Origin of the sequence: Nonomuraea longicatena, assembly GCF_039525605.1 — a bacterium.
Lineage (GTDB): Bacteria > Actinomycetota > Actinomycetes > Streptosporangiales > Streptosporangiaceae > Nonomuraea > Nonomuraea longicatena.
In genome coordinates this window covers 261,021-282,848 of the sequence record NZ_BAAAHQ010000001.1, presented here as the reverse complement: position 1 = coordinate 282,848, position 21,828 = coordinate 261,021, and the positions used below count along the sequence as shown (strand labels likewise).

At 72.2% G+C, this 21,828-nt stretch carries 19 protein-coding genes; 12 read left to right on the top strand and 7 right to left on the bottom strand.

The genetic code is table 11. The features are described 5' to 3' along the window. Positions 1-801, bottom strand: coding sequence for a Nif3-like dinuclear metal center hexameric protein (locus tag ABD120_RS01270; RefSeq protein WP_343947762.1), 801 nt, complete (start codon positions 799-801; stop codon positions 1-3). A gap of 105 nt (positions 802-906) precedes the next feature. Between ABD120_RS01270 and ABD120_RS01265 the strand changes: the two genes are divergently transcribed. The 6 genes from ABD120_RS01265 (at position 907) to ABD120_RS01240 (ending at position 7,852) form a co-directional block, all read left to right on the top strand. Next, positions 907-2,355, top strand: a complete 1,449-nt coding sequence (locus ABD120_RS01265; RefSeq protein WP_343947761.1) for a flavin-containing monooxygenase — start codon at positions 907-909, stop codon at positions 2,353-2,355. 71 nt (positions 2,356-2,426) lie between these two features. After that, positions 2,427-3,455 carry a dipeptidase gene (locus ABD120_RS01260; RefSeq protein ID WP_343947760.1) on the top strand — a complete coding sequence of 343 codons (1,029 nt, stop codon included), beginning with the start codon at positions 2,427-2,429 and terminating at the stop codon, positions 3,453-3,455. Then, positions 3,452-4,543 (top strand): M20 family metallopeptidase, encoded by a 1,092-nt coding sequence (locus tag ABD120_RS01255; RefSeq protein ID WP_343947759.1) that lies wholly within the window; start codon positions 3,452-3,454, stop codon positions 4,541-4,543. Before ABD120_RS01260 ends, ABD120_RS01255 begins: the two co-directional genes overlap by 4 nt. Next, the gene (locus ABD120_RS01250) at positions 4,540-5,289 is read left to right on the top strand and encodes a GNAT family N-acetyltransferase (protein WP_343947758.1); all 750 of its coding nucleotides are present in this window, start codon (positions 4,540-4,542) and stop codon (positions 5,287-5,289) included. Before ABD120_RS01255 ends, ABD120_RS01250 begins: the two co-directional genes overlap by 4 nt. A gap of 21 nt (positions 5,290-5,310) precedes the next feature. After that, on the top strand, positions 5,311-6,738 hold the full coding sequence (locus ABD120_RS01245; RefSeq protein ID WP_343947757.1) for an Nramp family divalent metal transporter: 1,428 nt from the start codon (positions 5,311-5,313) through the stop codon (positions 6,736-6,738). Between the two features lie 151 nt (positions 6,739-6,889). Continuing rightward, positions 6,890-7,852, top strand: coding sequence for a helix-turn-helix transcriptional regulator (locus ABD120_RS01240; protein ID WP_343947756.1), 963 nt, complete (start codon positions 6,890-6,892; stop codon positions 7,850-7,852). Here ABD120_RS01240 and ABD120_RS01235 read toward each other — a convergent pair. Both ABD120_RS01235 and ABD120_RS01230 read right to left on the bottom strand, forming a co-directional pair. Next, on the bottom strand, positions 7,836-8,495 hold the full coding sequence (locus ABD120_RS01235; protein ID WP_343947755.1) for a response regulator transcription factor: 660 nt from the start codon (positions 8,493-8,495) through the stop codon (positions 7,836-7,838). The genes ABD120_RS01240 and ABD120_RS01235 overlap by 17 nt on opposite strands. Beyond that, positions 8,492-9,553: a sensor histidine kinase gene (locus ABD120_RS01230; protein ID WP_343947754.1), complete on the bottom strand. Its 1,062-nt coding sequence runs from the start codon at positions 9,551-9,553 to the stop codon at positions 8,492-8,494. Before ABD120_RS01230 ends, ABD120_RS01235 begins: the two co-directional genes overlap by 4 nt. Positions 9,554-9,676: 123 nt before the next feature. On the opposite strand from ABD120_RS01230, the gene ABD120_RS01225 reads away from it, so the two are divergent. Continuing rightward, on the top strand, positions 9,677-10,891 hold the full coding sequence (locus tag ABD120_RS01225) for an FAD-binding oxidoreductase (protein ID WP_343947753.1): 1,215 nt from the start codon (positions 9,677-9,679) through the stop codon (positions 10,889-10,891). Positions 10,892-10,924: 33 nt separating this feature from the next. Here the strand turns inward: ABD120_RS01225 and ABD120_RS01220 are convergent, their stop codons facing one another. From ABD120_RS01220 to ABD120_RS01210, 3 genes are read right to left on the bottom strand one after another with little or no spacing between them, the layout of a single operon-like run. Next, complete coding sequence (locus tag ABD120_RS01220) at positions 10,925-12,373, bottom strand: AMP-binding protein (RefSeq protein WP_343947752.1); 1,449 nt, start codon at positions 12,371-12,373, stop codon at positions 10,925-10,927. Continuing rightward, positions 12,373-13,359, bottom strand: a complete 987-nt coding sequence (locus ABD120_RS01215) for an acyl-CoA dehydrogenase family protein (RefSeq protein WP_343947751.1) — start codon at positions 13,357-13,359, stop codon at positions 12,373-12,375. Before ABD120_RS01215 ends, ABD120_RS01220 begins: the two co-directional genes overlap by 1 nt. Next, positions 13,356-14,495 (bottom strand): acyl-CoA dehydrogenase family protein, encoded by a 1,140-nt coding sequence (locus ABD120_RS01210; protein ID WP_343947750.1) that lies wholly within the window; start codon positions 14,493-14,495, stop codon positions 13,356-13,358. The genes ABD120_RS01215 and ABD120_RS01210 overlap by 4 nt, the downstream gene beginning before the upstream one ends. Positions 14,496-14,659: 164 nt before the next feature. Between ABD120_RS01210 and ABD120_RS01205 the strand changes: the two genes are divergently transcribed. From ABD120_RS01205 to ABD120_RS01190, 4 genes are all read left to right on the top strand, one after another. After that, positions 14,660-16,066, top strand: coding sequence for a sensor histidine kinase (locus ABD120_RS01205; protein WP_343947749.1), 1,407 nt, complete (start codon positions 14,660-14,662; stop codon positions 16,064-16,066). Between the two features lie 3 nt (positions 16,067-16,069). After that, on the top strand, positions 16,070-17,416 hold the full coding sequence (locus ABD120_RS01200) for a sensor histidine kinase (protein ID WP_343947748.1): 1,347 nt from the start codon (positions 16,070-16,072) through the stop codon (positions 17,414-17,416). A 27-nt stretch (positions 17,417-17,443) separates the two neighbouring features. Beyond that, the gene (locus ABD120_RS01195; RefSeq protein ID WP_343947747.1) at positions 17,444-18,043 is read left to right on the top strand and encodes a TetR/AcrR family transcriptional regulator; all 600 of its coding nucleotides are present in this window, start codon (positions 17,444-17,446) and stop codon (positions 18,041-18,043) included. Positions 18,044-18,107: 64 nt separating this feature from the next. Beyond that, positions 18,108-19,088, top strand: a complete 981-nt coding sequence (locus ABD120_RS01190; RefSeq protein ID WP_343947746.1) for an AurF N-oxygenase family protein — start codon at positions 18,108-18,110, stop codon at positions 19,086-19,088. Between the two features lie 157 nt (positions 19,089-19,245). Here the strand turns inward: ABD120_RS01190 and ABD120_RS01185 are convergent, their stop codons facing one another. After that, entirely contained in the window at positions 19,246-20,040 is a 795-nt protein-coding gene (locus ABD120_RS01185) for a class I SAM-dependent methyltransferase (protein ID WP_343947745.1), read from the bottom strand. Between the two features lie 64 nt (positions 20,041-20,104). Here ABD120_RS01185 and ABD120_RS01180 point away from each other — a divergent pair. Continuing rightward, positions 20,105-21,828: S15 peptidase family protein (locus tag ABD120_RS01180; protein WP_343947744.1), on the top strand; the 1,724-nt coding region annotated here is incomplete at its 3' end.

Genomic DNA, 21,828 nt, shown 5'->3' with positions numbered 1-21,828 from the left:
TCAGTATCCTCTTGTCCAAGCATCGGTGACCGTGGCGGAGACGCGCGTCTCAACGGTAACGCCACTGGCGGCCAGGATGGACGCCGCGCTGTCGAGCCAGGGCCATTCGGTGGCCCAGTGGGCGGCGTCGATGAGCGCGGGCCCGCCCGCCTCCATGAACTCGCTGGCCGGGTGGTGGCGCAGGTCGGCCGTGAGGAAGACGTCGACGCCGGCCGCGCGGGCCGCGGAGAGCAGGGAGTCTCCGGAGCCGCCGCTGACGGCGACGCGGCGGACCGGGCGCGACAGCTCGCCCGCGACGCGGATGCCCCAGGCGGTCGCGGGCAGTCCGGCGGCGGCCTGCTCGGCGAACTCGCCGAGGGTCGGCGACCGGTCGAATTCGCCGATACGGCCGAGGCCGCGCCACGGGTCGTCGGGCAGCGGCCGGAGCGGCACGAGGTCGCCGGTGAGCCCGACGGCCCTGGCGAGGGCGTCGGAGACGCCGGGGTTGGCGACGTCGGCGTTGGTGTGGGCGGTGTAGAGCGCGATGCCGTGCCGGATCAGGGTGTGGATCAGGCGGCCCTTGGGGGTGGTGGCCGCCACGCTGGTGGTGCCGCGCAGGTAGAGGGGGTGGTGGGTGACGATCAGGTCGGCGCCCCACTCGATCGCCTCCTCGGCCACGACGGCGACCGGATCGACGGCGAACAGCACCTTGCGCACCCGCTGGTCCGGGTCTCCGGCGACCAGGCCGACGGCGTCCCAGGATTCGGCGCGTTCCGTGGGGTAGGCCGCCTCAAGCTTCTCGATCACATCTGCCAGCGTCACGCTGCGCAGACTATCGGGCGGGCCCTCACACACGAGAACGGATCTGGCGCGCGCTCCGATGTACGGCGACGCTGGAGGAAAGCGGGCAACCACGGGAGGCCGTACATGACACCCAGGGTCGCGATCATCGGTTCCGGATTCGGCGGGCTGTGCATGGCGATTCAGCTCGAACGCGCGGGGATCACGTCGTACACCGTCTTCGAGAAGGCGTCCGGGCTGGGCGGCACGTGGCGCGACAACGCCTATCCGGGGGCGGGCTGCGACATACCATCGCACCTGTACTCGTACTCGTTCGAGAAGTACGCCTCGTGGTCGCGCCGCTACCCCGGCCAACCCGAAATTCTCAGCTATCTAGACCGTTGCGCCGATAAATACGGTGTCAGGCGAAAAATCAGGTTCGGGGTGGAGGTGGTCGCGGCCGACTTCACCGGCCGGAGCTGGACCCTCACCACCGCCTCCGGCGAGGAGGCGGACTTCGACGCGGTGGTGTGCGCCGTCGGCCAGCTCAGCCTCCCCCGCCTGCCCGACATCCCCGGCAGGGACGACTTCGCCGGGGTCTCCTTCCACTCCGCCCGCTGGGACCACGGCCACGATCTCACCGGCCGCCACGTCGCGGTCGTCGGCAACGGCTCGTCGGCCGCGCAGCTCATCCCCGACGTCGCCGCCCGCGCCGCCCGCCTCGACCTCTACCAGCGCACCCCGAGCTGGGTGATCGGCAAGGCCGACGCGGCCTTCGGCCCGCTCACCCGGATGGCGCTGCACCACGTGCCCGGCCTCCAGAGCGCCTACCGCTCCTGGATCTACCAGTACTTCGAGGCCGCCCTCTGGCCCGCGTTCGCCCAGGGCTGGAGCGCCGGGATCCTCCGGGCGCGGGCCCGCCACCACCTGCGCGGCAGCGTCGCCGACCCCGTCCTGCGGCGCAAGCTCACCCCCGAATACCCTCCGGGCTGCAAGCGGATCCTCGTGGACAGCGGCTTCTACCCCGCCCTCACCCGGCCGAACGTGGAGGTCGTGACCGACCCGATCGTCCGCATCACCCCGGACGGCCTGCAGACCACGGCGGGTACCCGCCGGGCGGACACCATCGTCTACGCCACCGGTTTCCGGACCACCGAGTTCCTGGCACCGATCGCGGTGACCGGCCGCGACGGGAGCGACCTGCGGGAGCGCTGGCGCGAGGGCGCCGAAGCCTACCTGGGGATCTCGGTGCCGCGCTTCCCCAACCTGTTCCTGCTGTACGGGCCCAACACCAACCTGGGCCACAACTCGATCGTCTTCATGATCGAGTGCCAGGTGCGGCACATCCTGAACTGCCTGCCGCTCCTCGGCTCGCACGGCCCCATGGAGGTGCGCGAGGAGGTGATGGCCGCCTACAGGCGGCGGCTCGAACGGGCGATGGCCGGCATGGTGTGGGGCCGGGAGTGCGGGAGCTGGTACAAGAACGCCCAGGGCCGGATCACCAACAACTGGCCCGCCCGCACCGCCCTCTACCGGCGGCTCACCGCGAGCCCGCCGCTGCCCGCCTACCGCTTCGTGGCCCGTTCGTCGCACTGACCCAGAAAGCGGGCGGGATTCGTGCGCGCGGACAAATGATCACTGTCCGTGCATTGGGTAACGTCGGCGGTATGACGACACCCCTCCACCAGCGTGCTGTCGTGGCCGACACCCACAACGACCTGCTGATGGCGGTCTCCGCCCGCCCGCCGGGCCAGTGGGCCGGGTTCTTCCGCGCCCGCTGGCTGCCCCAGCTCCAGGCGGGCGGCGTGAACCTCCAGGTCCTGCCGGTCTTCATCGACGACGGCTTCCGCCCGGAGGGCGCGCTGCGGCAGACGCTGCGGATGATCGAGTGCGCGCACGTGATCGCCGAGGGCAACCCGGACGCGGTGGCGCTGTGCCGTACCGGGGAGGAGATCGACCGCGCGCTGGCGCGCGGCGTGATCGCGCTGGTGCTGGCGATGGAGAGCATGCCCGGACTCGACGCGAGCGTGGAGCTGATCCCGACGCTGCACCGGCTGGGCGTGCGGATCGCCTCGATCGCCCACTGGGGGCGCACGCCGCTGGCCGACGGCAGCGGCGAGGACGCCACCGGCAGCGGCCTGACCTCGCACGGCGTGGCGGCGCTGGCCGAGTTCGAACGGCTCGGCATCGTCTTCGACGTCTCGCACCTGGGCGCCTCCGGGGTCGCGCACGTGCTGGAGCTGGCGACGCGGCCGGTGATGGCGACGCACTCCAGCGCCCGCGCGCTGCGCGAGCACCACCGCAACCTGACCGACGAGCAGGTGCGCGGCGTGGCCGCGACCGGCGGCGTGGTGTGTGTGAACTTCTTCGCCCCGTTCCTGACCGACGACCCCGCGAAGGCGGAGCTGGACCACCTGCTCGACCACATCGAGCACCTGGTGGGGGTGGCGGGCCTCGACCATGTGGGGCTGGGGCCGGACTTCGTGTACGAGGTGCTCAAGGAGCTGACGCCGCCGTGCTGCGAGAACGACGACGTCTTCGGCCTCGACCCGCTGGCCGCGATCCCGGGCCTGGAGGGGCCCTCGGGGCTGCCCATGGTGACGGAGGGGCTGCTCGGGCGCGGCCTGCCGGAGGCGGACACGGCCAAGATCATCGGTGGGAACGTCCACCGATTCCTGAGGGAGCGACTGGCATGATCGACGATCTCGGTGAGCTGGTGACCTGCGAGTCGTTCTCCGGCGACCTCCCGGCGGTGGCGCGCAGCGCGAAGGTCGTGGGCGCGCTCGGCACCCGGCTGCTGGGGGCCGAACCCGAGTATCTCGTCCTGGACGGGGTCACGCATCTGCGCTGGCGGTTCGGCACCCCGAGGGTGCTGCTGCTCGGCCACCACGACACGGTGTGGCCGACGGGCACGCTGCGCACGCACCCGTGGTCGGTGGTGGACGGCATCGCGAGGGGGCCCGGCGTCTTCGACATGAAGGCGGGCCTGGTGCAGTTGTTCCACGCGCTGTCCGGCCTCGCCGACCTGGACGGGGTCACCGTCCTGGTGACGGGTGACGAGGAGGTCGGCTCGAAGACGTCCTCCGCGCTGATCGAGGACGCCGCGCGCGGCCTCGACGCCGCGTTCGTGCTGGAGGCCAGCGCCGACGGCGGCGCGCTGAAGACCGCGCGCAAGGGCACCTCCGACTACCGTGTCGAGGTGCGCGGCCGGGCCGCGCACGCCGGGCTGGAGCCGTGGAACGGCGTCAACGCCGGGATCGAGCTGGCCCACCAGATCCTGGCCGTCGCGGGCCTCGCCGAGCTGGTGGACGAGCCGGGACTGCCGAGGGAACTGGCCACGACGGTGACGCCGACGGTTTTGTCGGGCGGCTCGACGGTCAACACCGTGCCCGCCGGCGCCCGGCTGGGCGTGGACGTGCGCGTGGCGACGGTCGCCGCCCAGGAGCGGGTGGACACGCTGATGCGCGGGCTCACCGCGCGGCTGCCGGGGGCGCGGGTCGAGGTGAGCGGCGGGCCGAACCGCAGGCCGCTGGAGGCGGCGAGCTCGGCCGGGCTGTTCGCGCTGGCCCAGCGGCTCAGCCCGGTGCCGCTGACGCAGGCGCACGTGGGCGGGGCCTCCGACGGGAACTTCACCGCCGGGGTCGGCTGCCCGACGCTGGACGGCCTCGGCGCGGTGGGCGGCGGCGCCCATGCCGACCACGAGCACGTGGTCGTGGCCGAGATGCCGCGCCGGGCCGAACTGCTGCGCGACCTGGTCGGCGCCGTCCTCGGCGGGGCGTCGTGACGGCGGGCGTGCGGATCCGCGAACTGCACGAGATGCGGGAGTTCGCCGACCTGTACCGGCTCTTCGACGGCATCTGGCACCCGGAACCGGGCAATCCGCCGGTGACGCTGGAGCTCATGAAGGTCTTCTCCCACGCGGGCGGCTACGTGGCGGGCGCGTACGCGGGCGAGGAACTGGTCGGCGGCTCGGTGGGCATCCTGGCGAAGGACCGCACGCTCCACTCGCACGTGACCGGCGCGGTGATCGGCAAGGGAGTCGGGCCGGCGCTCAAGGCGCACCAGCGCGAGTGGGCGCTGGCGCGCGGGCTGACCCGCATCACCTGGACCTTCGACCCGCTGGTACGGCGCAACGCCCGGTTCAACCTGGTGAAGCTGGGGGCGCGGCCGGAGGAGTACCTGTGCTCCTTCTACGGCGTCATGGCCGACGCGATCAACGCGGGCGACGAGTCCGACCGGCTGCTCGCGGTGTGGCGGCTGACGGAGGCGGCCGGGCCGTACTCGCTGGAGGGGGCCGTGACGGGGCTGGCCGAGCGGGACGGGCTGCCGGTGACACAGCGGGCCGAGGGCCCGGTCGTGCTGGTGGCGACGCCCGGCGACATCGAGACGCTGCGGCGCGCGGACCCGGGCGCGGGCCGGGCGTGGCGCATGGCCACGCGGGAGGTCCTGGGCGGGCTCATGGCGAACGGCGCGCAGGTAACCGGATTTACGGACCGTGGAGAATATGTTCTAAAGGTTTCCGAATCCTGACTGCGGGAGTAGCGTCGCGTCATGACGGACTTCACCCCCACCGTCCCGGACCGCGTGCTTCCCCGCGTCACCGTGCACGACCTGCCCGAACCGCCCCGCTCCACCTGGCGGGTCGTCGGCCCCGGCCTGGTCGGCGCCGGGGTGGGCCTGGCCTCCGGCGAGTTCATCCTGTGGCCGTACATCGCCTCCCAGGTGGGCCTGGTGTTCATCTGGGGCGCCCTCGTCGGCATCGTCACCCAGTGGTTCCTCAACATGGAGATCGAGAGGTACACGCTGGCCACCGGTGAGACCGCGCTCACCGGTTTCAGCCGGTTGTGGCGGCACTGGGGCCTGGTCTTCGTCGTCATGACGCTGTGCTCCAACCTGTGGCCCGGCTGGGTCACGACGTCGGCGACGATGGTCACCTACCTCACCGGCTCCGGCGCGGGCGGCGTCCGCTACATCGCGATCGGCATGCTGGTGGTGATCGCGCTGGCGCTGACGCTCGCGCCGGTCATCTACACGGTCCTGGAGCGGGTGATCTTCGTCAAGATCGCCCTGGTGCTCGTCCTGGTGGTCGTGGCGATCGTCTTCGCCATCAACGCCGACGCCTGGGTGGCGCTCGGCCAGGGGCTGACGACCGGCGCGAGCTTCCCGGTGCCGCCGCTGGAGTTCGCCGTGCTCATGGGTGCCATCGCCTACGCGGGCGCGGGCGGCGGGCAGAACCTGTGCCAGAGCAACTGGATCCGCGACAAGGGCTACGGCATGGGCGCCTACGTGCCGCGCCTGGTCAGCCCGGTCACCGGCCACGAGGAGGCGGCCGCCTCGACGGGCTTCCAGTTCGCGCCGACGAAGGAGAACCTGGCCCGCTGGCGCCGCTGGTGGCGCTTCGCCAACGTCGAGCAGGGCACCACGTTCGCGCTGGTGTCGTTCGTGACGATCGCGCTGATGTCGATGCTCGCCTACTCGACCGTGTTCGGGAAGGACGGCCTGGCCAACAGCATCGCCTTCCTCAAGGTGGAGGGCGAGACGCTGCAGAGCGTGGTCGGGCCGTGGTTCGGGGTGCTGTTCTGGGTGATCGGCGCGCTGTCGCTGTTCGCCTCGGCGATGGGCATCGTCGACTACACCTCGCGCCTGGCCTCGGACGTGATCAAGACCGTGTACCTCCGCGAGCGCGGCATCTCGGTGAACCGGGTCTACTTCCTCACCGTGTGGGCGATGACGCTGGTGGGCACCGCGATCCTGTTGCTGGGCCTGGACCAGCCGCTGGTGCTGCTGGTGTTCTCCGCCAGCTTCGCGGCGGTGATGATGTTCGTGTACTCGATCCTGCTGATCGTGCTCAACCGGCGGGCGCTGCCGGCGCCGATCAGGGTGCGCTCGTACCGGCTGGCGGCGCTGTTCTGGTCGGTGGCCTTCTTCGGGGCGCTCACCGTGCTCACGCTGGTGCAGCAGGCCGGCAAACTCTTCTGACGTCACGGCCCGGCCACCCCACCGCCTCCCGCCGCCGCCCGGACCGGCCTCGCGGGCGCCCGGCACCGGTGGGGGCGGGTCGCCGTGACGACGCCAGGTCACGCCCTATCGAGGAAGAAACCCTTCCCCGTTTCAGGGCAGACTGGCAGGCATGTTGGAGACCTCGGCCCGGCTGCTCAAACTGCTGTCCCTGCTCCAGGCGCACCGCGACTGGCCAGGACCCGAACTCGCCACCCGCCTCGGCGTCTCGACCAGGACCATCAGGAACGACGTCGAACGGCTGCGCACCCTCGGCTACCCCGTCCACGCCACCCCCGGCGTCGCGGGCGGCTACCGGCTGGGCGCCGGGGCCGCGCTGCCGCCGCTGCTGCTCGACGACGAGGAGGCGGTCGCCGTGGCCGTCGGGCTGGGCCGCGCGGCCGGGGGCGGGGTGGCGGGCATCGAGGAGACCTCGGTGCGCGCACTGGCCAAGCTGGAGCAGGTTATGCCGTCGCGGCTGCGGCGGCGGGTCAACGCGCTCAACACCTACACGGTGCAGGTCCCGGGGGCGGCCCCGGTGGTCCAGCCGGAGGTGCTGACCGCGATCGCCAACGCGGCGCGCGACCACGAGCGGCTGCGCTTCGACTACACCGGGCACGACGGGTCCGTGACGGTCAGGGACGTGGAGCCGTACCGGCTGGTCCATATGCGGGGCCGCTGGTACCTGATGGCGTGGGACGTCGGGCGCGACGACTGGCGCACCTTCCGGGTGGACCGGGTCGCGCCGAGGGTTCCGACGGGGCCGAGGTTCGTGCCGCGCGAGCTGCCCGGCGACGTGGGCGCGTTCGTGGAGAAGGGCGTGAACACCGCGATGTGGCGCTACCGGGCGACGGTGCGGCTGTTCGCCCCGGCCGAGCGGATCTCCCGCATCTCGCCGGATCTGGAGGTCGAGCCGGTGGACGAGAACACCTGCCTGCTGCGCCTCGGCGGCGACGACCTGGCCGGCGTCGCGGTGTGGCTCGGGTTCTACGACACGGACTTCGAGGTGGTCGAGCCGCCCGAGCTGGCCGAGGCCGTCGCCGCGATGGCGGCGCGCTTCCGGCGGGCGGCGGCCCGGCTCAGGCCCGGGGCCTGACCAGCCCGGACTCGTAGGCGAAGACCACGAGCTGAGCGCGGTCGCGGGCGCCGAGCTTGGTCATCGCCCGGCTGACGTGGGTCTTGGCGGTGAACGGGCTGACCACCATGCTGGCGGCGATCTCGGCGTTGGTCATGCCGCGCGCCACCAGCGCCACGGCCTCCCGCTCGCGGGCGGTCAGCAGTTCGGCCTCGCCCGGCGGCAGCGTCAGCGGCGGCCGGGTGACGAACTCGCTGATCAGCCTGCGGGTGATGCCGGGCGACAGCAGCGCGTCGCCCCGGTGCACCACGCCGACGGCCTGGACCAGGTCGGCCGGGTCGGTGTCCTTGAGCAGGAAGCCGGCCGCACCGGCGCGCAGCGCGGAGAACACGTACTCGTCGAGCCCGTAGTTGGTGAGGATGACCACCCGCACGCCGGACAGGCGGGGGTCGGCGGCGATGCGCTCGGTGGCCTCGATCCCGTTCATCTCGGGCATCTGGATGTCGAGCAGCACCACGTCGGGCAGCAGTTCACGGACCAGTTCGACGGCCTGCGCGCCGTTGGCGGCCTCGCCGACCACCTCGACGGTGTCCTCGGCCTCCAGCAGCGCGCGAAAGCCGGCCCTGATCAGCCGCTGGTCGTCGGCCAGCAGGACCCGGATCATGCGGGCAGCTCCGCGCGCACGCTGAAGCCGCCCTCCGGGCGGGGTCCGGCCGACAACGAGCCGCCGAGCGCGCTCACCCGCTCGCGCATCCCGGTCAGGCCCACGCCCGGCTGCGAGGCGGAGCCGGGGGCGCGGCCGTTGTCGTCCACCTTCAGGGTGACGCCGGCCGTGCCGTAGCCGACCACGACGTCGGCGGCGGCGCCGTCGCCCGCGTGCTTGGAGACGTTCGTCAGCGCCTCCTGGACGATGCGGTAGGCGGCTTGCTCGACCGGCTCGGGCAGCGGTCTCGGCCGCCCCTCGACGGTCAGCCGGACGTCCTGCCCGGCGGCCTTGGTGCGCTCGACCAGTCCTGGCAGACGGGCCAGCGCCACGGTGTCGTCGCGCAGCGCCTCCAGCGTGGCGCGCAGCTCGCGCATCGCCTGCCCGCTGGCCTCCTGGATGGCCTCCAGCGCGGCCGGGACCGCATCGCCGCGCTTCCTCGCCAGGTGGACGGCCACCCCGGCCTGCACCTTGATGATGGAGATCTCGTGGGTGAGGGTGTCGTGCAGTTCGCGGGCGATCCGCAGCCGCTCCTGCTCGGCCCGCCGCAGGGCGGCCTCCTCGCGGGTGCGCTCGGCCTCGGCCGCGCGCTCGTCGGCGCCGAGCAGGGCGACGCCCATCGCCATGGCGGCGACGAACCAGCCCATGACGAGGCCGCCGCCCTTGACCGCCTCGACGACGGGCTGGCCGGCGAGCAGATATGCGGCCACCATGCCGGAGGTCAGCGTCAGCGCGGCGGTGACCGCGAACGAGCGCTGCCCCGCCCGCACCACGCTGGCCAGCGCGATCATCGCGGGCAGTCCGGCGACGATTTCGGCCTCGACCGACAGCATGTAGGCGACGGCGCAGGCGGTGGCGAGGGCGAGGACCGGCCTCGGGCTGGTGCGGTGGAAGTACAGCAGCGCGGCCGAGCCCAGCAGGAGGGCGTAGCCGATCGGACCTGCCGTCCCGGTGAGGGCGGCGTTCAGCACCAGCGCGCCCGCGACGACGGGCGGCACCGCCCGATCTGACCTGGTCATACGCGGCAATCTATGACATAGACCCGAGGGTGCGCCTCATCCGGTGGTGCTACTCCCCCGGGAGTAGCCAAGTGGGTCCGCCCGGACGACGACCTGGGCGCCCTGCCCCGGGATCGTCGTGGCATGAGAATCCATGACTTCACCGGCCCGATCCACCGGCAGGGCGAGACCAGGTACGCCGACGGCCGCGTCGCCTGGAACACCGACATCGACCAGTACCCCGCCGTCGTGGCCGAGGCGACGGGCGCGGGCGACGTCCGGGCGGCCCTCCTGACCGCGCGTGAGCACGGCGTGCCGCTGGCCGTGCAGTCCACCGGGCACGGGACGCTGGTCCCGTGCGACGGCGGGGTGCTGGTCAAGACCTCGCGGATGGCGGGCGTCGAGATCGATCCGGCCCGCAGGATCGCGGTGGCCGAGCCCGGCGCGCTGTGGGGCGAGGTCGTGGCGGCGGCCGCGCCGTACGGGCTGGCGCCGTTGTCCGGCTCGATGTCCCTGGGGGTCGCGGGCTACACGCTCGGGGGCGGCGCGGGCTGGCTGTCGCGCCGGTACGGCCTGGCCGCCGACAGCCTGACCGCCGCCGAGGTGGTGACGGCCGACGGCCGCATCCTGGAGACCGACGAGGAGCGCCATCCGGACCTGTTCTGGGCGCTGCGCGGCGGCAGCGGCAACTTCGGCGTGGCGACCCGGCTGGAGTTCCGCCTGTACCCGGTCGAGCGGGTGCTGGCCGGCATCACCATGCACTCCTTCGAGCGGGCGGCGGACACTCTGGCCTTCTTCGCCGAATGGGAGCAGCCGGACACGGTCAACGTCGCGCTGTTCCTGATGCGGCCGGAGGACGGCCCGCCGATGCTGGGGGTGCGCGTCTTCGCCTTGGACGGGGCGGGGCCCGACCTCGAACCGCTGCTGAAGCGCGCCGGTGACCCGGTGCACGGCGAGCTGGCCGAGACGGACTTCCCCGAGGCGTCCGCACGGCTGGCGCCGGAGCACGGGCCCGCCCCGTTGCGCATGGGGTTCGCCTTCTTCGAGACGATGCCGGAGGACCTGCGCGCGGTGCTGCTGGAGGTGCCGACGGGCGGCGTGGAGATCAGGCACTGGGGCGGCGCGATGGCGGCGCCCGGCGGGCCCGCCGGGCATCGCGAGGCGCGCTTCTCCGTGCTGAGCGGCGAGCCGCTCGACCTGCCCCACGCCACCGGCGGCACGTTCCTGAACTTCCTGTCCGACCCGGCGCGGGTCGCGACCGCCTACACGCCTTCGGCGTTCGCCCGGCTGCGGGAGCTGAAGAAGGTCTGGGACCCGGACGGCGTGCTGCGCCCGAGCCTCTACATCGCCCCGGCGTGAGGTGCCCGGCCCGCCCGGCGGGCCGGGCGGACGTCACCGTCCGGCCAGGTACTCCTCCCTGACCCGGGACCTCGACAGCTTGCCCGTCGGGGTGCGGGGCAGCTCGTCGCGGAACTCGATCACCCGGGGGTACTTGAACCGGGCCAGGCGCGGCTCCAGGTGGGTGAGCAGTTCGAAGGCCGTGACCTCGGCGGCGGGCTGGACGATCGCGACCACGGTGTGCCCCCACTCCTCGTCCGGCACGCCGATGACCGCCGCGTCGGCGACGGCCGGGTGCTCCAGCAGCGCCGCCTCGATCTCGGCCGGGTAGATGTTGACGCCGCCCGAGACGATCAGGTCCGTACGCCGGTCGCACAGGAACAGGTAGCCGTCGGCGTCGAGGTAGCCGACGTCGCCCGGGGCGTACCAGTCTCCGCGTTTGCTGGCCTCGGTCTTGGCCACGTCCTTGAGGTACTCGAAGGTGCTGAGCGCGCTCCTGACGTAGACGAGGCCGGGTTCGCCCGGTGGCAGCTCGGCGCCCCGCTCGTCGAGGATCCGGGCCTCGAAGGTGGGCGCGGGCCGCCCGACCGTGCCCGGCCGTTCCAGCCACTCGCGGGGCTTGACGGCGAAGGCGATGCTGGACTCGGTGGAGCCGTAGTACTCGTAGAGCACCGGCCCCCACCAGTCCATGATCGCCTGTTTGACGGCGACCGGGCAGGCGGCGCCGGTGTGGATCACCTGGCGCAGCGACGACAGGTCGTACTTGTCCCGCACGACGCGCGGAAGCTGGACCATCCGGTGGAACATGGTCGGCACCATCATCGCGTTGGTGACCCGGTGCTCCTCGACGAGCGCGAGGATCGGCTCGGGCTCGAACCTCGGCGTGATGACCAGGGTGTGCCCGAGGTGCAGCGCGAACTGGGCGTGGGCGCAGGGCGCCGAGTGGTACATCGGCGAGGTGACCAGGTGCACGCCGTCGCCCGGCCGCAGGTCGCAGACCTGGCCGAGGAACCAGACGAAGGTCGGCAGCGATGCCTCGGGGTCGGTGTCCGACAGGGGCCGCTGCACGCCCTTGGGGACGCCGGTGGTGCCGGAGGTGTACCACATGACCGCGCCGGAGGTGCGGACCTGCGGCGTGGTGTCCGGCTGGCCCTCCCCCAGTGCCCAGACGTCGTCCGGCTGGGTCACGACCACGCGGGCGTCGCAGTCGTCGAGGATGTAGTGCACCTCGGCGGGGGTCAGGTGCCAGTTGACCGGCACGTAGTACATCCCGGCCTGACCGGTCGCCATGATCATGACGAGCGGGTCCACGCCGTTGCGCAGCACTCCGGCGACCACGTCGCCCCGGCCGACGCCCCTGGCGCGCAGGCCGTGGGTCACCTGGTTGACGCGGGTGAGCAGCTCGCCGTACGTGACGACGGTGCCGTCCACGTCGACGATCGCGCGGCGGCCCGGGTCGGCGGCGGCGATCGCGTAGAAGCCGGGCAGCGAGCCGATGTCCATCACAGCTCCAGCAGGGTCGCGAGGCGGGCACGGTGGAGGCGGGGCGGGCCGAGCAGCACCTCGTCGGCCTTGGCCCGCTTGTAGTAGAGGTGGGCGTCGTGCTCCCAGGTGAAGCCGATGCCGCCGTGGAGCACCAGGTGGTCGCGGGCCACCTCGAAGCAGGCCCGCCCGACGTACGCCTGGGCGAGCGCGGCCGCCTCGGGCAGCCGCTCGGGCGCCTCGTCGGCGGCCCAGGCGGCGTAGCGGACGATCGACTCGGCCTGCTCCAGCTTGGTGTGCATGTCGGCGAGCTTGTGCTTGACGGCCTGGTAGGAGCCGATGAATCTGCCGAAGGCCACCCGGATCCGGGCGTAGCCGACGATCGCCTCCAGCGCGGCCCGCATGACGCCCAGTTGCTCGGCGGCGAGCGCGACGGCGCACAGGTCGCCGACGCGGGCGAGCGTGGCGGGGTCCTCCGTGAGCGTCCTGCCGGTTCCCGAGAAGGTGACGCGGCCCTGGCGGCGGGTGGGGTCGAGGCTGTCGAGCGGGGTGACGGCGGCCTCCGCCGCAGGGTGGGCACGCAGGGCGGTGCCGTCGTCGACAAAGATCACGTCGGCGTCCTGCGCGTTGATCACCTGCGGGGAGGTGGCGAGGGTGGCGGTCAGGCGGCCGTCGGCGAGGGCGGGCAGGAGCTCCTCGTCCTTCGCCTCGGTCGCGGCGATGGCGGCGAAGACGGTGGCCAGGAAGGGGCCGGGCAACAGGGCGGCACCGGTCTCCTCCAGGACGACGGCGAGGTCGGCGTGGCCCGCTCCGGCGCCGCCGTACTCCTCGGGGACGATCAGGCCGGGCAGGCCGAGTTCGCCGCTCAGGCGGGCGTAGACCGCGGGCGAGTAGCCGGGGCCCGACTCCGCGTCGGCGCGCGCCTTCGGCAGCGGCGAGGCCGCCGCGAGGAAGGCCCGTACGGCGGCGCGCAGGTCGAGCTGCTCCTGGCTGAGTACGAGCTTCACTCCTGCGTCCCCACCTTCAGCTCCTTGAACGGCACGGTCTTGTCGAGGCGGGGTTCCGGCGGGAGACCGAGCACCCGGTCGCCGATGATGTTGCGCATGATCTCGTTGGTGCCGCCGCCGAGCGCCATGGCGGGCGCCAGCGCGAGCGCGTCGGACAGGGCGGGGTCCACGACGGCGGCGGGGCCGACCAGTGAGGTGGCGAGGTCGGCGCGGAACAGGGCTAGTTCGGCCAGCAGCAGTTTGGCGGCGCTGCCTCGGGCGCCGGGGAAGATCCCGGCCTTGGTCTCCTGCGCCAGGCGCTGGTTGAACAGGTCGAGCGCGCGGGATCTGAGGTGGAGTTCGACGAGGCCGTCGCGCACGTGCGGGTCGGAGGTGTCGGTGGCGGCGCGCAGCGCCTCGAACCCGTCGGCGCTGTCCTTGCCGCCGCTCATGCCGACTCCGGCGGAGATCGACAGCCGCTCGTGCAGCAGCGTGGTGACCGCGACGCTCCAGCCGTCGCCGGCCGCGCCGACGCGATGGGCGTCGGGGATCGGCACCCGGTCGATGAAGACCTCGTTGAAGTGGGCGCGGCCGGTCATGTCACGCAACGGCCGTACGGTCACCCCGGGATGGCGCATGTCGATGACGAACATGCTCAGCCCCTTGTGCTTCGGCACGTCCGGGTCGGTGCGCGCGAGCAGCAGGCCCCAGTCGGCGCGCTCGGCCACGGAGGTCCACACCTTCTGGCCGTCGGCGATCCAGGTGTCGCCGTCGCGTTCGGCCCGGGTCTGGACGGCGGCCACGTCGCTGCCCGCACCGGGTTCCGAGAACAACTGGCACCAGACCTCCTGCCCGCGCAGCAGGGGCCGGACGAAGCGGGCGCGCTGCTCGTCGGTGCCCCGGTCGAGCAGGGTCGGCCCGCACATGCCGAGGCCGATCGAGAACATGAAGGTGGGCAGGGTGCAGGAGGCGGCCTCCTCGGCGAAGACGCGTTCCTCGGCCTGGGTCAGGCCCTGTCCGCCCCACTGGAGCGGCCAGGTGATGCCGGAGTATCCGGCGTCGTGGAGCCTGGCCATGAACACTCGGGGGTCTTCTCCGTCGCGGACGTTGTCCGCCAGCCACTCACGGGCCGCGCGCCGATACTCAGCGAGGTTCACATCGGTCTCCTTCGCATCAGTGCCCACTTACTCTAATCAGCGGCCGTCCGCAGGTACAGAGCAATGCTCTGCCCTGCGTTTTGTCTGGATTTATCGCTGAATCTCCGTTAATTAGAGCTGCGGGCACTTAGTGTGATCATCTGATTACCAGGGGGACGGATGGCGTGATCACACGGCGTTGGACCTACATTCCCGGGCTGCTCGGAGTCCGGGACCGTCAGGACGACCCTGACGAGGGCCTCACCAAGGGCTCGGTACGTGGCAGGTTGACGCTCATCGCGACCGTCACGATGGCCGCGCTCTGCCTTGTCGTGAACGCGTTCGTGCTGCTGGCGGTACGGGCGACGGCCGAGGAGTACCGCTCGCACGAGGTCATGAGCGCCGCGCTGCGAGTGGTGCACCTGATCAAACGGGGGACGCTGCCGGAGACCGTACCGACCGAGGTGGACGGGGTGCAGGTCCTCGACAGCGCCGGGCGCGTGGTCTCGGCCTCCCCCAGCCTGAGCGGACGCCCGCGTGTCACCGACATCATCCCGAGCTTCGACAACTCCGGCGGCACCGGCGTCGTCTGCGACATCGGCGGCTTCGCCGGCGACTGCATGCTCGTGGCCACCTTCCGCGTCTACCAGACCGACGGCGACTGGATCGTCTACGCACTCGGCCACGAGGTCCCCTGGTACGTCCATCCCGCCGTGCTGGTGTTCGTGATCACCGTCTCCGTCGCCCTGGTGTCGATCACCTGGTACGGCACCTCCCGCACGGTCGCGAGCGCCCTCGCCCCCGTCGACGCCATCCGCGCCAAGCTCGCCGCCATCACCGAGAGCGACCTCGGCCAGCGGGTGCCGGTACCGCCCACCAACGACGAGATCCACGCCCTGGCGCTGACCGCGAACCAGACCCTCGACCGACTGGAGGGCGTGGTCGAGCAGCAGCGCCGGTTCGCCTCGGACGCCTCCCACGACCTGCGCAGCCCCATCACCGCCATGCGCGCGCAGATCGAGGAGGCGATGCTCTACCCCGACGAGGTCCACTGGCCGCAGACCGCCGACGCGATCCTGTCCAGCCTCGACCGGCTGCAGGCCATCGTCACCGACCTGCTCGCCCTGGCCCGGCTGGACGCCGGGGCGGCCGGGGCGCAGGAGCCGGTCGACCTCGGCGAACTCGTCATAGCCGAGACCGCCCGCCCGCGCGGCAAGACGGTGGTCACCACCCTGGAGTCCGGGGTCGAGGTGACCGGCGACCGGCTGCGGCTGGCCCGCCTGCTGACGAACCTGCTCGACAACGCCGAGCGCCACGCCGAGACCAGTGTCGCCGTCACCGTCGTCGAGCAGGACGGCCGGGCCCGCCTGGAGGTCCACGACGACGGGGCGGGCATCGAGCCGCACCAGCGGGAGGTCGTCTTCCGCAGGTTCACCCGCCTGGACGCCTCCCGCAGCCGCGACGCCGGAGGCACCGGCCTCGGGCTGCCCATCGCCCGCGAGATCGCCAACAGCCACCGGGGCAGCCTCACCATCGAGGACTCCGACCGGGGCGCCCGGTTCGTGCTCGACCTGCCGCTCAGAGAGCGGTGAGCGATGTTCAAGACCTGGTCGGTACGCCGGCGGATGACCGCGGTCGCGGCGCTCAACGCGCTCGCCCTGAACCTGCTGGTCGTCATGCTGGTGACGCCGCTGGTGCACACGCTGCTCAGCAGCTACGTGACCGACCAGACCGCGCGGGCGGCCGGCCGGTTCGCCTACTCCGCCGAGCGCTACGCTCCGACGGGCAACCTCAAGGCCGTCGCGGCAGTGGAGGAGATCGAGTACATCCAGGTCGTCGACGAGCACGGCCGGGTCAGGCAGGCCAGCCCGTCGCTCATCGGCTCCCCGCCGCTGACGGACGTCAAGCCCCGGGGCAACGCGCTGCGGGTGGACACCGACGTGTGCACGCAACTGCTGGCGGGGCACCCATGCTTCAACACCGTGGGCGTACGCGCCGACGTGGGCGGCCAGCGGTGGATGTCGTACGCCTACGGGCCCGACATCCCGTGGTACATCCACCCGCTGTACGCGCTCGGCATGCTGGGCGGAGCCGTGCTGCTCACGGTGCCGACGGCGGTGGTGGCCTCGGCGGCCATCGCGAACCTGCTGCGTCCGATCACCCACATCAAGTCGGAGCTCGCCGAGATCACCGCCACCGACCTGGGCCGCCGGGTGCCGCGCTCGACGCAGAAGGACGAACTCGACGACCTCGCCCGCACGGTCAACGAAACACTGGACCGGCTGGAGGCGGTGGTCGAGCAGCAGCGCAGGTTCGCCTCCGACGCCTCCCACGACCTGCGCAGCCCCATCACCGCCATGCGCGCACAGGTCGAGGAGGCGATGCTGTACCCGGAGGACACCGACTGGCAGGCCACCTGCGAGGCGATCCTGTCCAGCCTGAACCGGCTGCAGGCCATCGTGACCGATCTGCTGACCCTGGCCCGCCTGGAGGCGAGGGCGCCGGGGCACCGGGACCCGGTGGATCTGTCCGAGCTGGTGACCGCCGAGGTGGCGCGGCCGCGCGACAAGCGCGTCGTCACCCACCTGGAGCCGGGGGTGACGGTCAGCGGCGACCGGCTGCGCCTGGCCCGGCTGCTGACGAACCTGCTCGACAACGCCGAGCGCCACGCGGAGACCACGATCACCGTCACGGTGGCCAGGCGCGAGGGCCGGGCGGTCCTGGAGGTCCAGGACGACGGCGCCGGGATCGCACCCGACCAGCGCGAGGTCGTGTTCCGGCGTTTCACCAGGCTGGACGCCTCACGCAGCCGGGACGCCGGAGGCACCGGGCTCGGCCTGCCGATCGCCAGGGAGATCGCCGCGAGCCACCACGGCACCCTTACCATCGAGGACTCCGACAAGGGTGCGCGATTCGTCCTCGGTATCCCGCTGCGACAATAGGCCCGGCGCGGCATAGAGTTCTCCGCTGTGACGAGGGGTTTCAGCCGATTACGACGTGAGGATCTTCTCAAGACCGCCTGCGAGGTCATCTCCAGCCTCGGCTTCGGCCACACGAGGACACTCGACATCGCGCGGGCGGCGGGAGTCAGCCAGCCGCTGCTCTTCTACCACTTCGAGACGAAGGAACAGTTGTTCGCCGAGGCGTTCTCCTATGCGGCCGAGCAGCATCTGACCTCGATCATGGCGATCGAGCGGGCCCAGAAACCGCCCGTGGAGCGGCTGCGCGCACTGGTACGGCTGTGCGCCCCCGGGACCAACCTCGGCGGTTGGAAGCTGTGGATCGACGCGTGGGCCGAGTCGATGCGCAACGACCAACTGGAGTCGACCAGCCGCAAGCTGGACCTGTACGGCAGGCGGGTGCTGCGGGAGATCATCGAGGAGGGTGTCCTCTCCGGCGAGATGACCTGCCCGGACGCCGACGCCGCCGCCTGGCGGATCTTCGGGCTGATCGACGGGCTGGCGGTGCAGTACGTGGTGCACCGCAAGACGGTGACGCGCAAGCGGGTCACGGAGATGGTGATGGCGGCCGCCGCGATGGAGGTGGGCCTCGGGCCGGGCGAGCTGTGAGACCTTCCCGGGTTATTGGATGCCGCGTACAATTGCGGGCATCGCCCAGGGGAGGAGCGCCAGGATGACCGCCGCACCCGACTCGACCGCAGACACGGAACGCGACGAGACCGTCGCGGGACGCGGCGCCTACGAGGCGGTCATCCGGCGCCTGTCCAAGGCGTCGGTGGACAAGCACTGGGAGCCGTACCGCGACATCCCCTGGGACGACCCGGCCTTCCTGATCGACCCCGACGACCCGCGCTGGGAGTTGCCCGAGGTCGACCGGCTGGGCGCCCACCCCTGGTACCGCTCGCGCCCGCCCGGGACGCGGGCGCGGATCGGCCTGTGGCGGGTGGCGACCGCGATGAAGATCGGGCTGCAGTTCGAGAACCTGCTCAAGCGGGGCCTGCTCAGCTACGCCTACCGGCTGCCGAACGGCGCCCCCGAGTTCCGGTACGTCTACCACGAGACCATCGAGGAGGGGCACCACGGGATGATGTTCCAGGAGTTCGTGAACCGGACGGGGATGCCCGTCCAGGGCATGCCCCGGCCGCTGGCGTTCCTGGCGCAGATCGTGCCGTGGGTCCCGCTGATCTCCACCGAGTTGTTCTTCGTCTTCGTCCTGGGCGGCGAGGACCCGATCGACCATGTGCAGCGCAGGATTCTCAAGGACGGCCGCGAGCACCACCCGCTGGAGGAGGTGATCATGCGCATCCACGTCGCGGAGGAGGCGCGGCACATCTCCTTCGCCCGCCACTACCTGCGCAACCGGGTGCCGCTGATGCCCCGCCACCGGCGGCTGCTGCTGGGCCTGATCTCGCCGGTCGTCCTCGGGATCATGGCGCGGATCATGCTGACCCCGCCCGGCGCGATGGTCAGGCACTTCCGCATCCCCGAGCAGGTGGTGCGGGAGGCGCACCACCGCGACGCGAGGGCCAGGCAGGAGATCGGCGACTCGGTGGGGCGCACCCGCGAGCTGTGCGCCGACCTCGGCCTGATCACGCCGCTGAGCAGGCGGATCTGGCGGGCGATGGGCATCTGGGCGCCGGTTTCACCCACCTAAAAACGGACATATACCCATAGTTGCGACAGTTGACCGGCGCCGGGCCACGGGGGCGTGCCCGTGCCCCGGCGCAGCCCCCGAGTCGTCCCCCGCGGCGTGTGGGTGAATCCGCAGACGCCGGTCCCGGGGTCCGGCCCGGGACCGGCACACCGGTCTGTCAGCGGGTGGCGGCCAGCGAGTACATGAGCGGAACCCTCGGCCGTCCCTCGGGCATCCGGTAGCGGCCGTCCTCGGCCTCCAGCGCGGCGAACCTGCGGAAGATCGTGTGGTCGTGCTCATGGAGGAACGACAGGCGCAGCCCCGCCTGCGCGAGGGCGGTGACGACCGCGCCGAGACCGTGCTGCCACTCCACCTTGGCGCCGTGGGCCAGCCGCTCGGGGCCGGTGTAGGTGTGGGGCTCGTCCAGGACGATCGGCTCGTCGGCGAAGTAGTCGTAGACGACCCGCTCACCGCGCTCGTCGTCCAGGACGTCCGAGAACGGGTGGAACTCCGCCAGGTACAGGAAACCGCCGGGACGCAGCAGCGCGGCGACCGTCCGCGCCCACCGGGTCACGTCGGGCAGCCAGACCAGCGCGCCGAGCCCGGTGTAGACGATGTCGTAGGTCTCGCCGAGCGCCTGCGGCGCGCTGTAGACGTCGGCGGCGACGAAGCGCGCGGGCAGGCCGGTCTCGGCCGCGAGCGCGCGGGCGGCCTCGATCGCGGGCTCGGAGAAGTCGAGGCCGGTGACCTCGGCGCCGAGCCGGGCCCACGACAGCGTGTCGAGCCCGAAGTGGCACTGCAGGTGCGCGAGCCTCTTCCCGGCGACGTCGCCGACCTCGGCGACCTCGAACGGCCGGAGCGTGGAGCGACCCGACCTGAAGGCGGCCACGTCGTAGAATTCGCTGCCGACGTGGACCGGTACCCGATCATCCCAGTTAGCGCGATTTATCGTGAGATAGTCGATATCGCTCATGCTCAGAGCCTATGCCAGCTGCGATCTCATCGATCTCTCAGGTAGTCCCAGTACCCTCCACCGCATGAGAAGAGTGGCCGCGCTGGTCGCGGCACTGACCTTGCTGGGAGCGGTGGTGTGGCTGGTGTGGCCCGCCTCGCCGGAGGTACGCGGCGTCGACGGCCGCATCGACGTGGTCGACGGCCCCGGCGACGACCAGAAGGTCACCCTCGACACGACGTTCTACCCTCCCGCCGGCGGCGGGAAGGCTCCGGCCGTCCTGCTCGCCCACGGGTTCGGCGGCAGCAAACGGAGCATGCGCGACCAGGCACTGCGCCTGGCGCAGGAGGGCTACGCGGTGCTGACCTGGTCGGCGCGCGGGTTCGGCGCCTCCACCGGGCAGATCGCGCTGAACTCCCCCGACTACGAGGTCAAGGACGTCCAGCAGCTGATCAGCTGGCTGGCCCGCCAGCCGCAGGTGCGGCTCGACCGCGACGGCGACCCGCGCGTCGCCATCGTCGGCGGCTCCTACGGCGGCTCGATCGCGCTGATGACCGCCGCCCACGACAACCGCGTCGACACCATCGTCCCCCAGATCACCTGGTACGACCTGTCCGAGTCGCTCTTCCCGCACAGCGCGGGCGGCGGCCCGGAGGACGGCGTGTTCAAGCGCATGTGGGCGGGGATCTTCTTCGGCCGGGGCGTCCCGTCCTCGCGCGAGGACCTGATGGCGTTCGCGCAGGCGCAGCCGCCCTCCACCCCGCAGGACGTCCGGTGCGGCCGGTTCCTGCCGCGGATCTGCGACATCTACCAGCAGGTCGCGGAGACCGGCCGGGCCACGCCGGAGGCGGTCGCGCTGCTGCGCGCCTCCAGCCCGGTGTCGCTGCCGGGGCGGATCAAGATCCCGACGCTGCTGATCCAGGGTCAGCGCGACTCGCTGTTCCCGCTGGAGCAGGCCGACCGCAACGCGAAGGCCATCGCGGCGACCGGCGCCCCGGTGAGCGTGCTGTGGTACGACGGCGGCCATGACGGCGGCAACGGCGAGGCCGACTGGCTCCACGACCGCACCAGCGCCTGGCTCGCCCAGCACCTGAAGCAGACCTCGGGCCCGCCGGTCGGGGTGTTCACCAGCACCCGCGACGGCGGCCGCGACCCAGGCACCAGGCAGCGGATCCGGCTGCACCCGGAGACCGGGGCGTACCCAGGGCTGTCCGGCACCTCCAGCACCCGGATCGAGCTGTCCGGCCCGCCGCAGCCGGTCGTCAACCCGCCCGGCGGCGCGCCCGCCTCGATCTCCGTCGTCCCCGGCGTGAGCGGCCTGCTCGGCGGCAGTGGCGTGGGCGGCGCGGCCAACCTGAGCGTCTCGCTGGACATGCCCGGCCAGACCGCGACCTTCCAGTCCGCCCCGCTCACGGCTCCGCTGCAGCTCACCGGCTCCTCGTCGGTGACCCTGCGGGTGCAGGGCAAGGGCGAGGCGACGCTGTTCGCCAAACTGTGGGACGTCGCCGACACCATCCAGCCGCCGCTCCTGCCCGCCGGGCTCGCCGCGCCGATCCGCGTGAAGATCCCCGAGGGGCAGGACGGCACCGACGTCACGGTGACGCTCCCGGCGGTGGACCACCGCTTCGCCGTCGGCCACCGGCTGCGGCTGAGCGTCACCACGACCGACATGGGCTACGCGACCCCGGCCGCGCCCGGCACCTTCCAGGTCGCGCTGGCCGCGCCCGCCCTCACGGTGCCGACCGTCACCGCGCTCAGCGCGCCGGTGACCGGCATCGCGTGGTGGGTGTGGGCGATGCCGCTGGCCGG

Coding starts and splice junctions, on each gene's coding strand:
- ABD120_RS01265 (WP_343947761.1), top strand. CDS start 907: ATGACACCCAGGGTCGCGATCATCGGTTCCGGATTCGGCGGGCTGTGC.
- ABD120_RS01260 (WP_343947760.1), top strand. CDS start 2,427: ATGACGACACCCCTCCACCAGCGTGCTGTCGTGGCCGACACCCACAAC.
- ABD120_RS01255 (WP_343947759.1), top strand. CDS start 3,452: ATGATCGACGATCTCGGTGAGCTGGTGACCTGCGAGTCGTTCTCCGGC.
- ABD120_RS01245 (WP_343947757.1), top strand. CDS start 5,311: ATGACGGACTTCACCCCCACCGTCCCGGACCGCGTGCTTCCCCGCGTC.
- ABD120_RS01240 (WP_343947756.1), top strand. CDS start 6,890: ATGTTGGAGACCTCGGCCCGGCTGCTCAAACTGCTGTCCCTGCTCCAG.
- ABD120_RS01235 (WP_343947755.1), bottom strand. CDS start 8,495: ATGATCCGGGTCCTGCTGGCCGACGACCAGCGGCTGATCAGGGCCGGC.
- ABD120_RS01230 (WP_343947754.1), bottom strand. CDS start 9,553: ATGACCAGGTCAGATCGGGCGGTGCCGCCCGTCGTCGCGGGCGCGCTG.
- ABD120_RS01225 (WP_343947753.1), top strand. CDS start 9,677: ATGAGAATCCATGACTTCACCGGCCCGATCCACCGGCAGGGCGAGACC.
- ABD120_RS01220 (WP_343947752.1), bottom strand. CDS start 12,373: ATGGACATCGGCTCGCTGCCCGGCTTCTACGCGATCGCCGCCGCCGAC.
- ABD120_RS01200 (WP_343947748.1), top strand. CDS start 16,070: ATGTTCAAGACCTGGTCGGTACGCCGGCGGATGACCGCGGTCGCGGCG.
- ABD120_RS01190 (WP_343947746.1), top strand. CDS start 18,108: ATGACCGCCGCACCCGACTCGACCGCAGACACGGAACGCGACGAGACC.
- ABD120_RS01185 (WP_343947745.1), bottom strand. CDS start 20,040: ATGAGCGATATCGACTATCTCACGATAAATCGCGCTAACTGGGATGAT.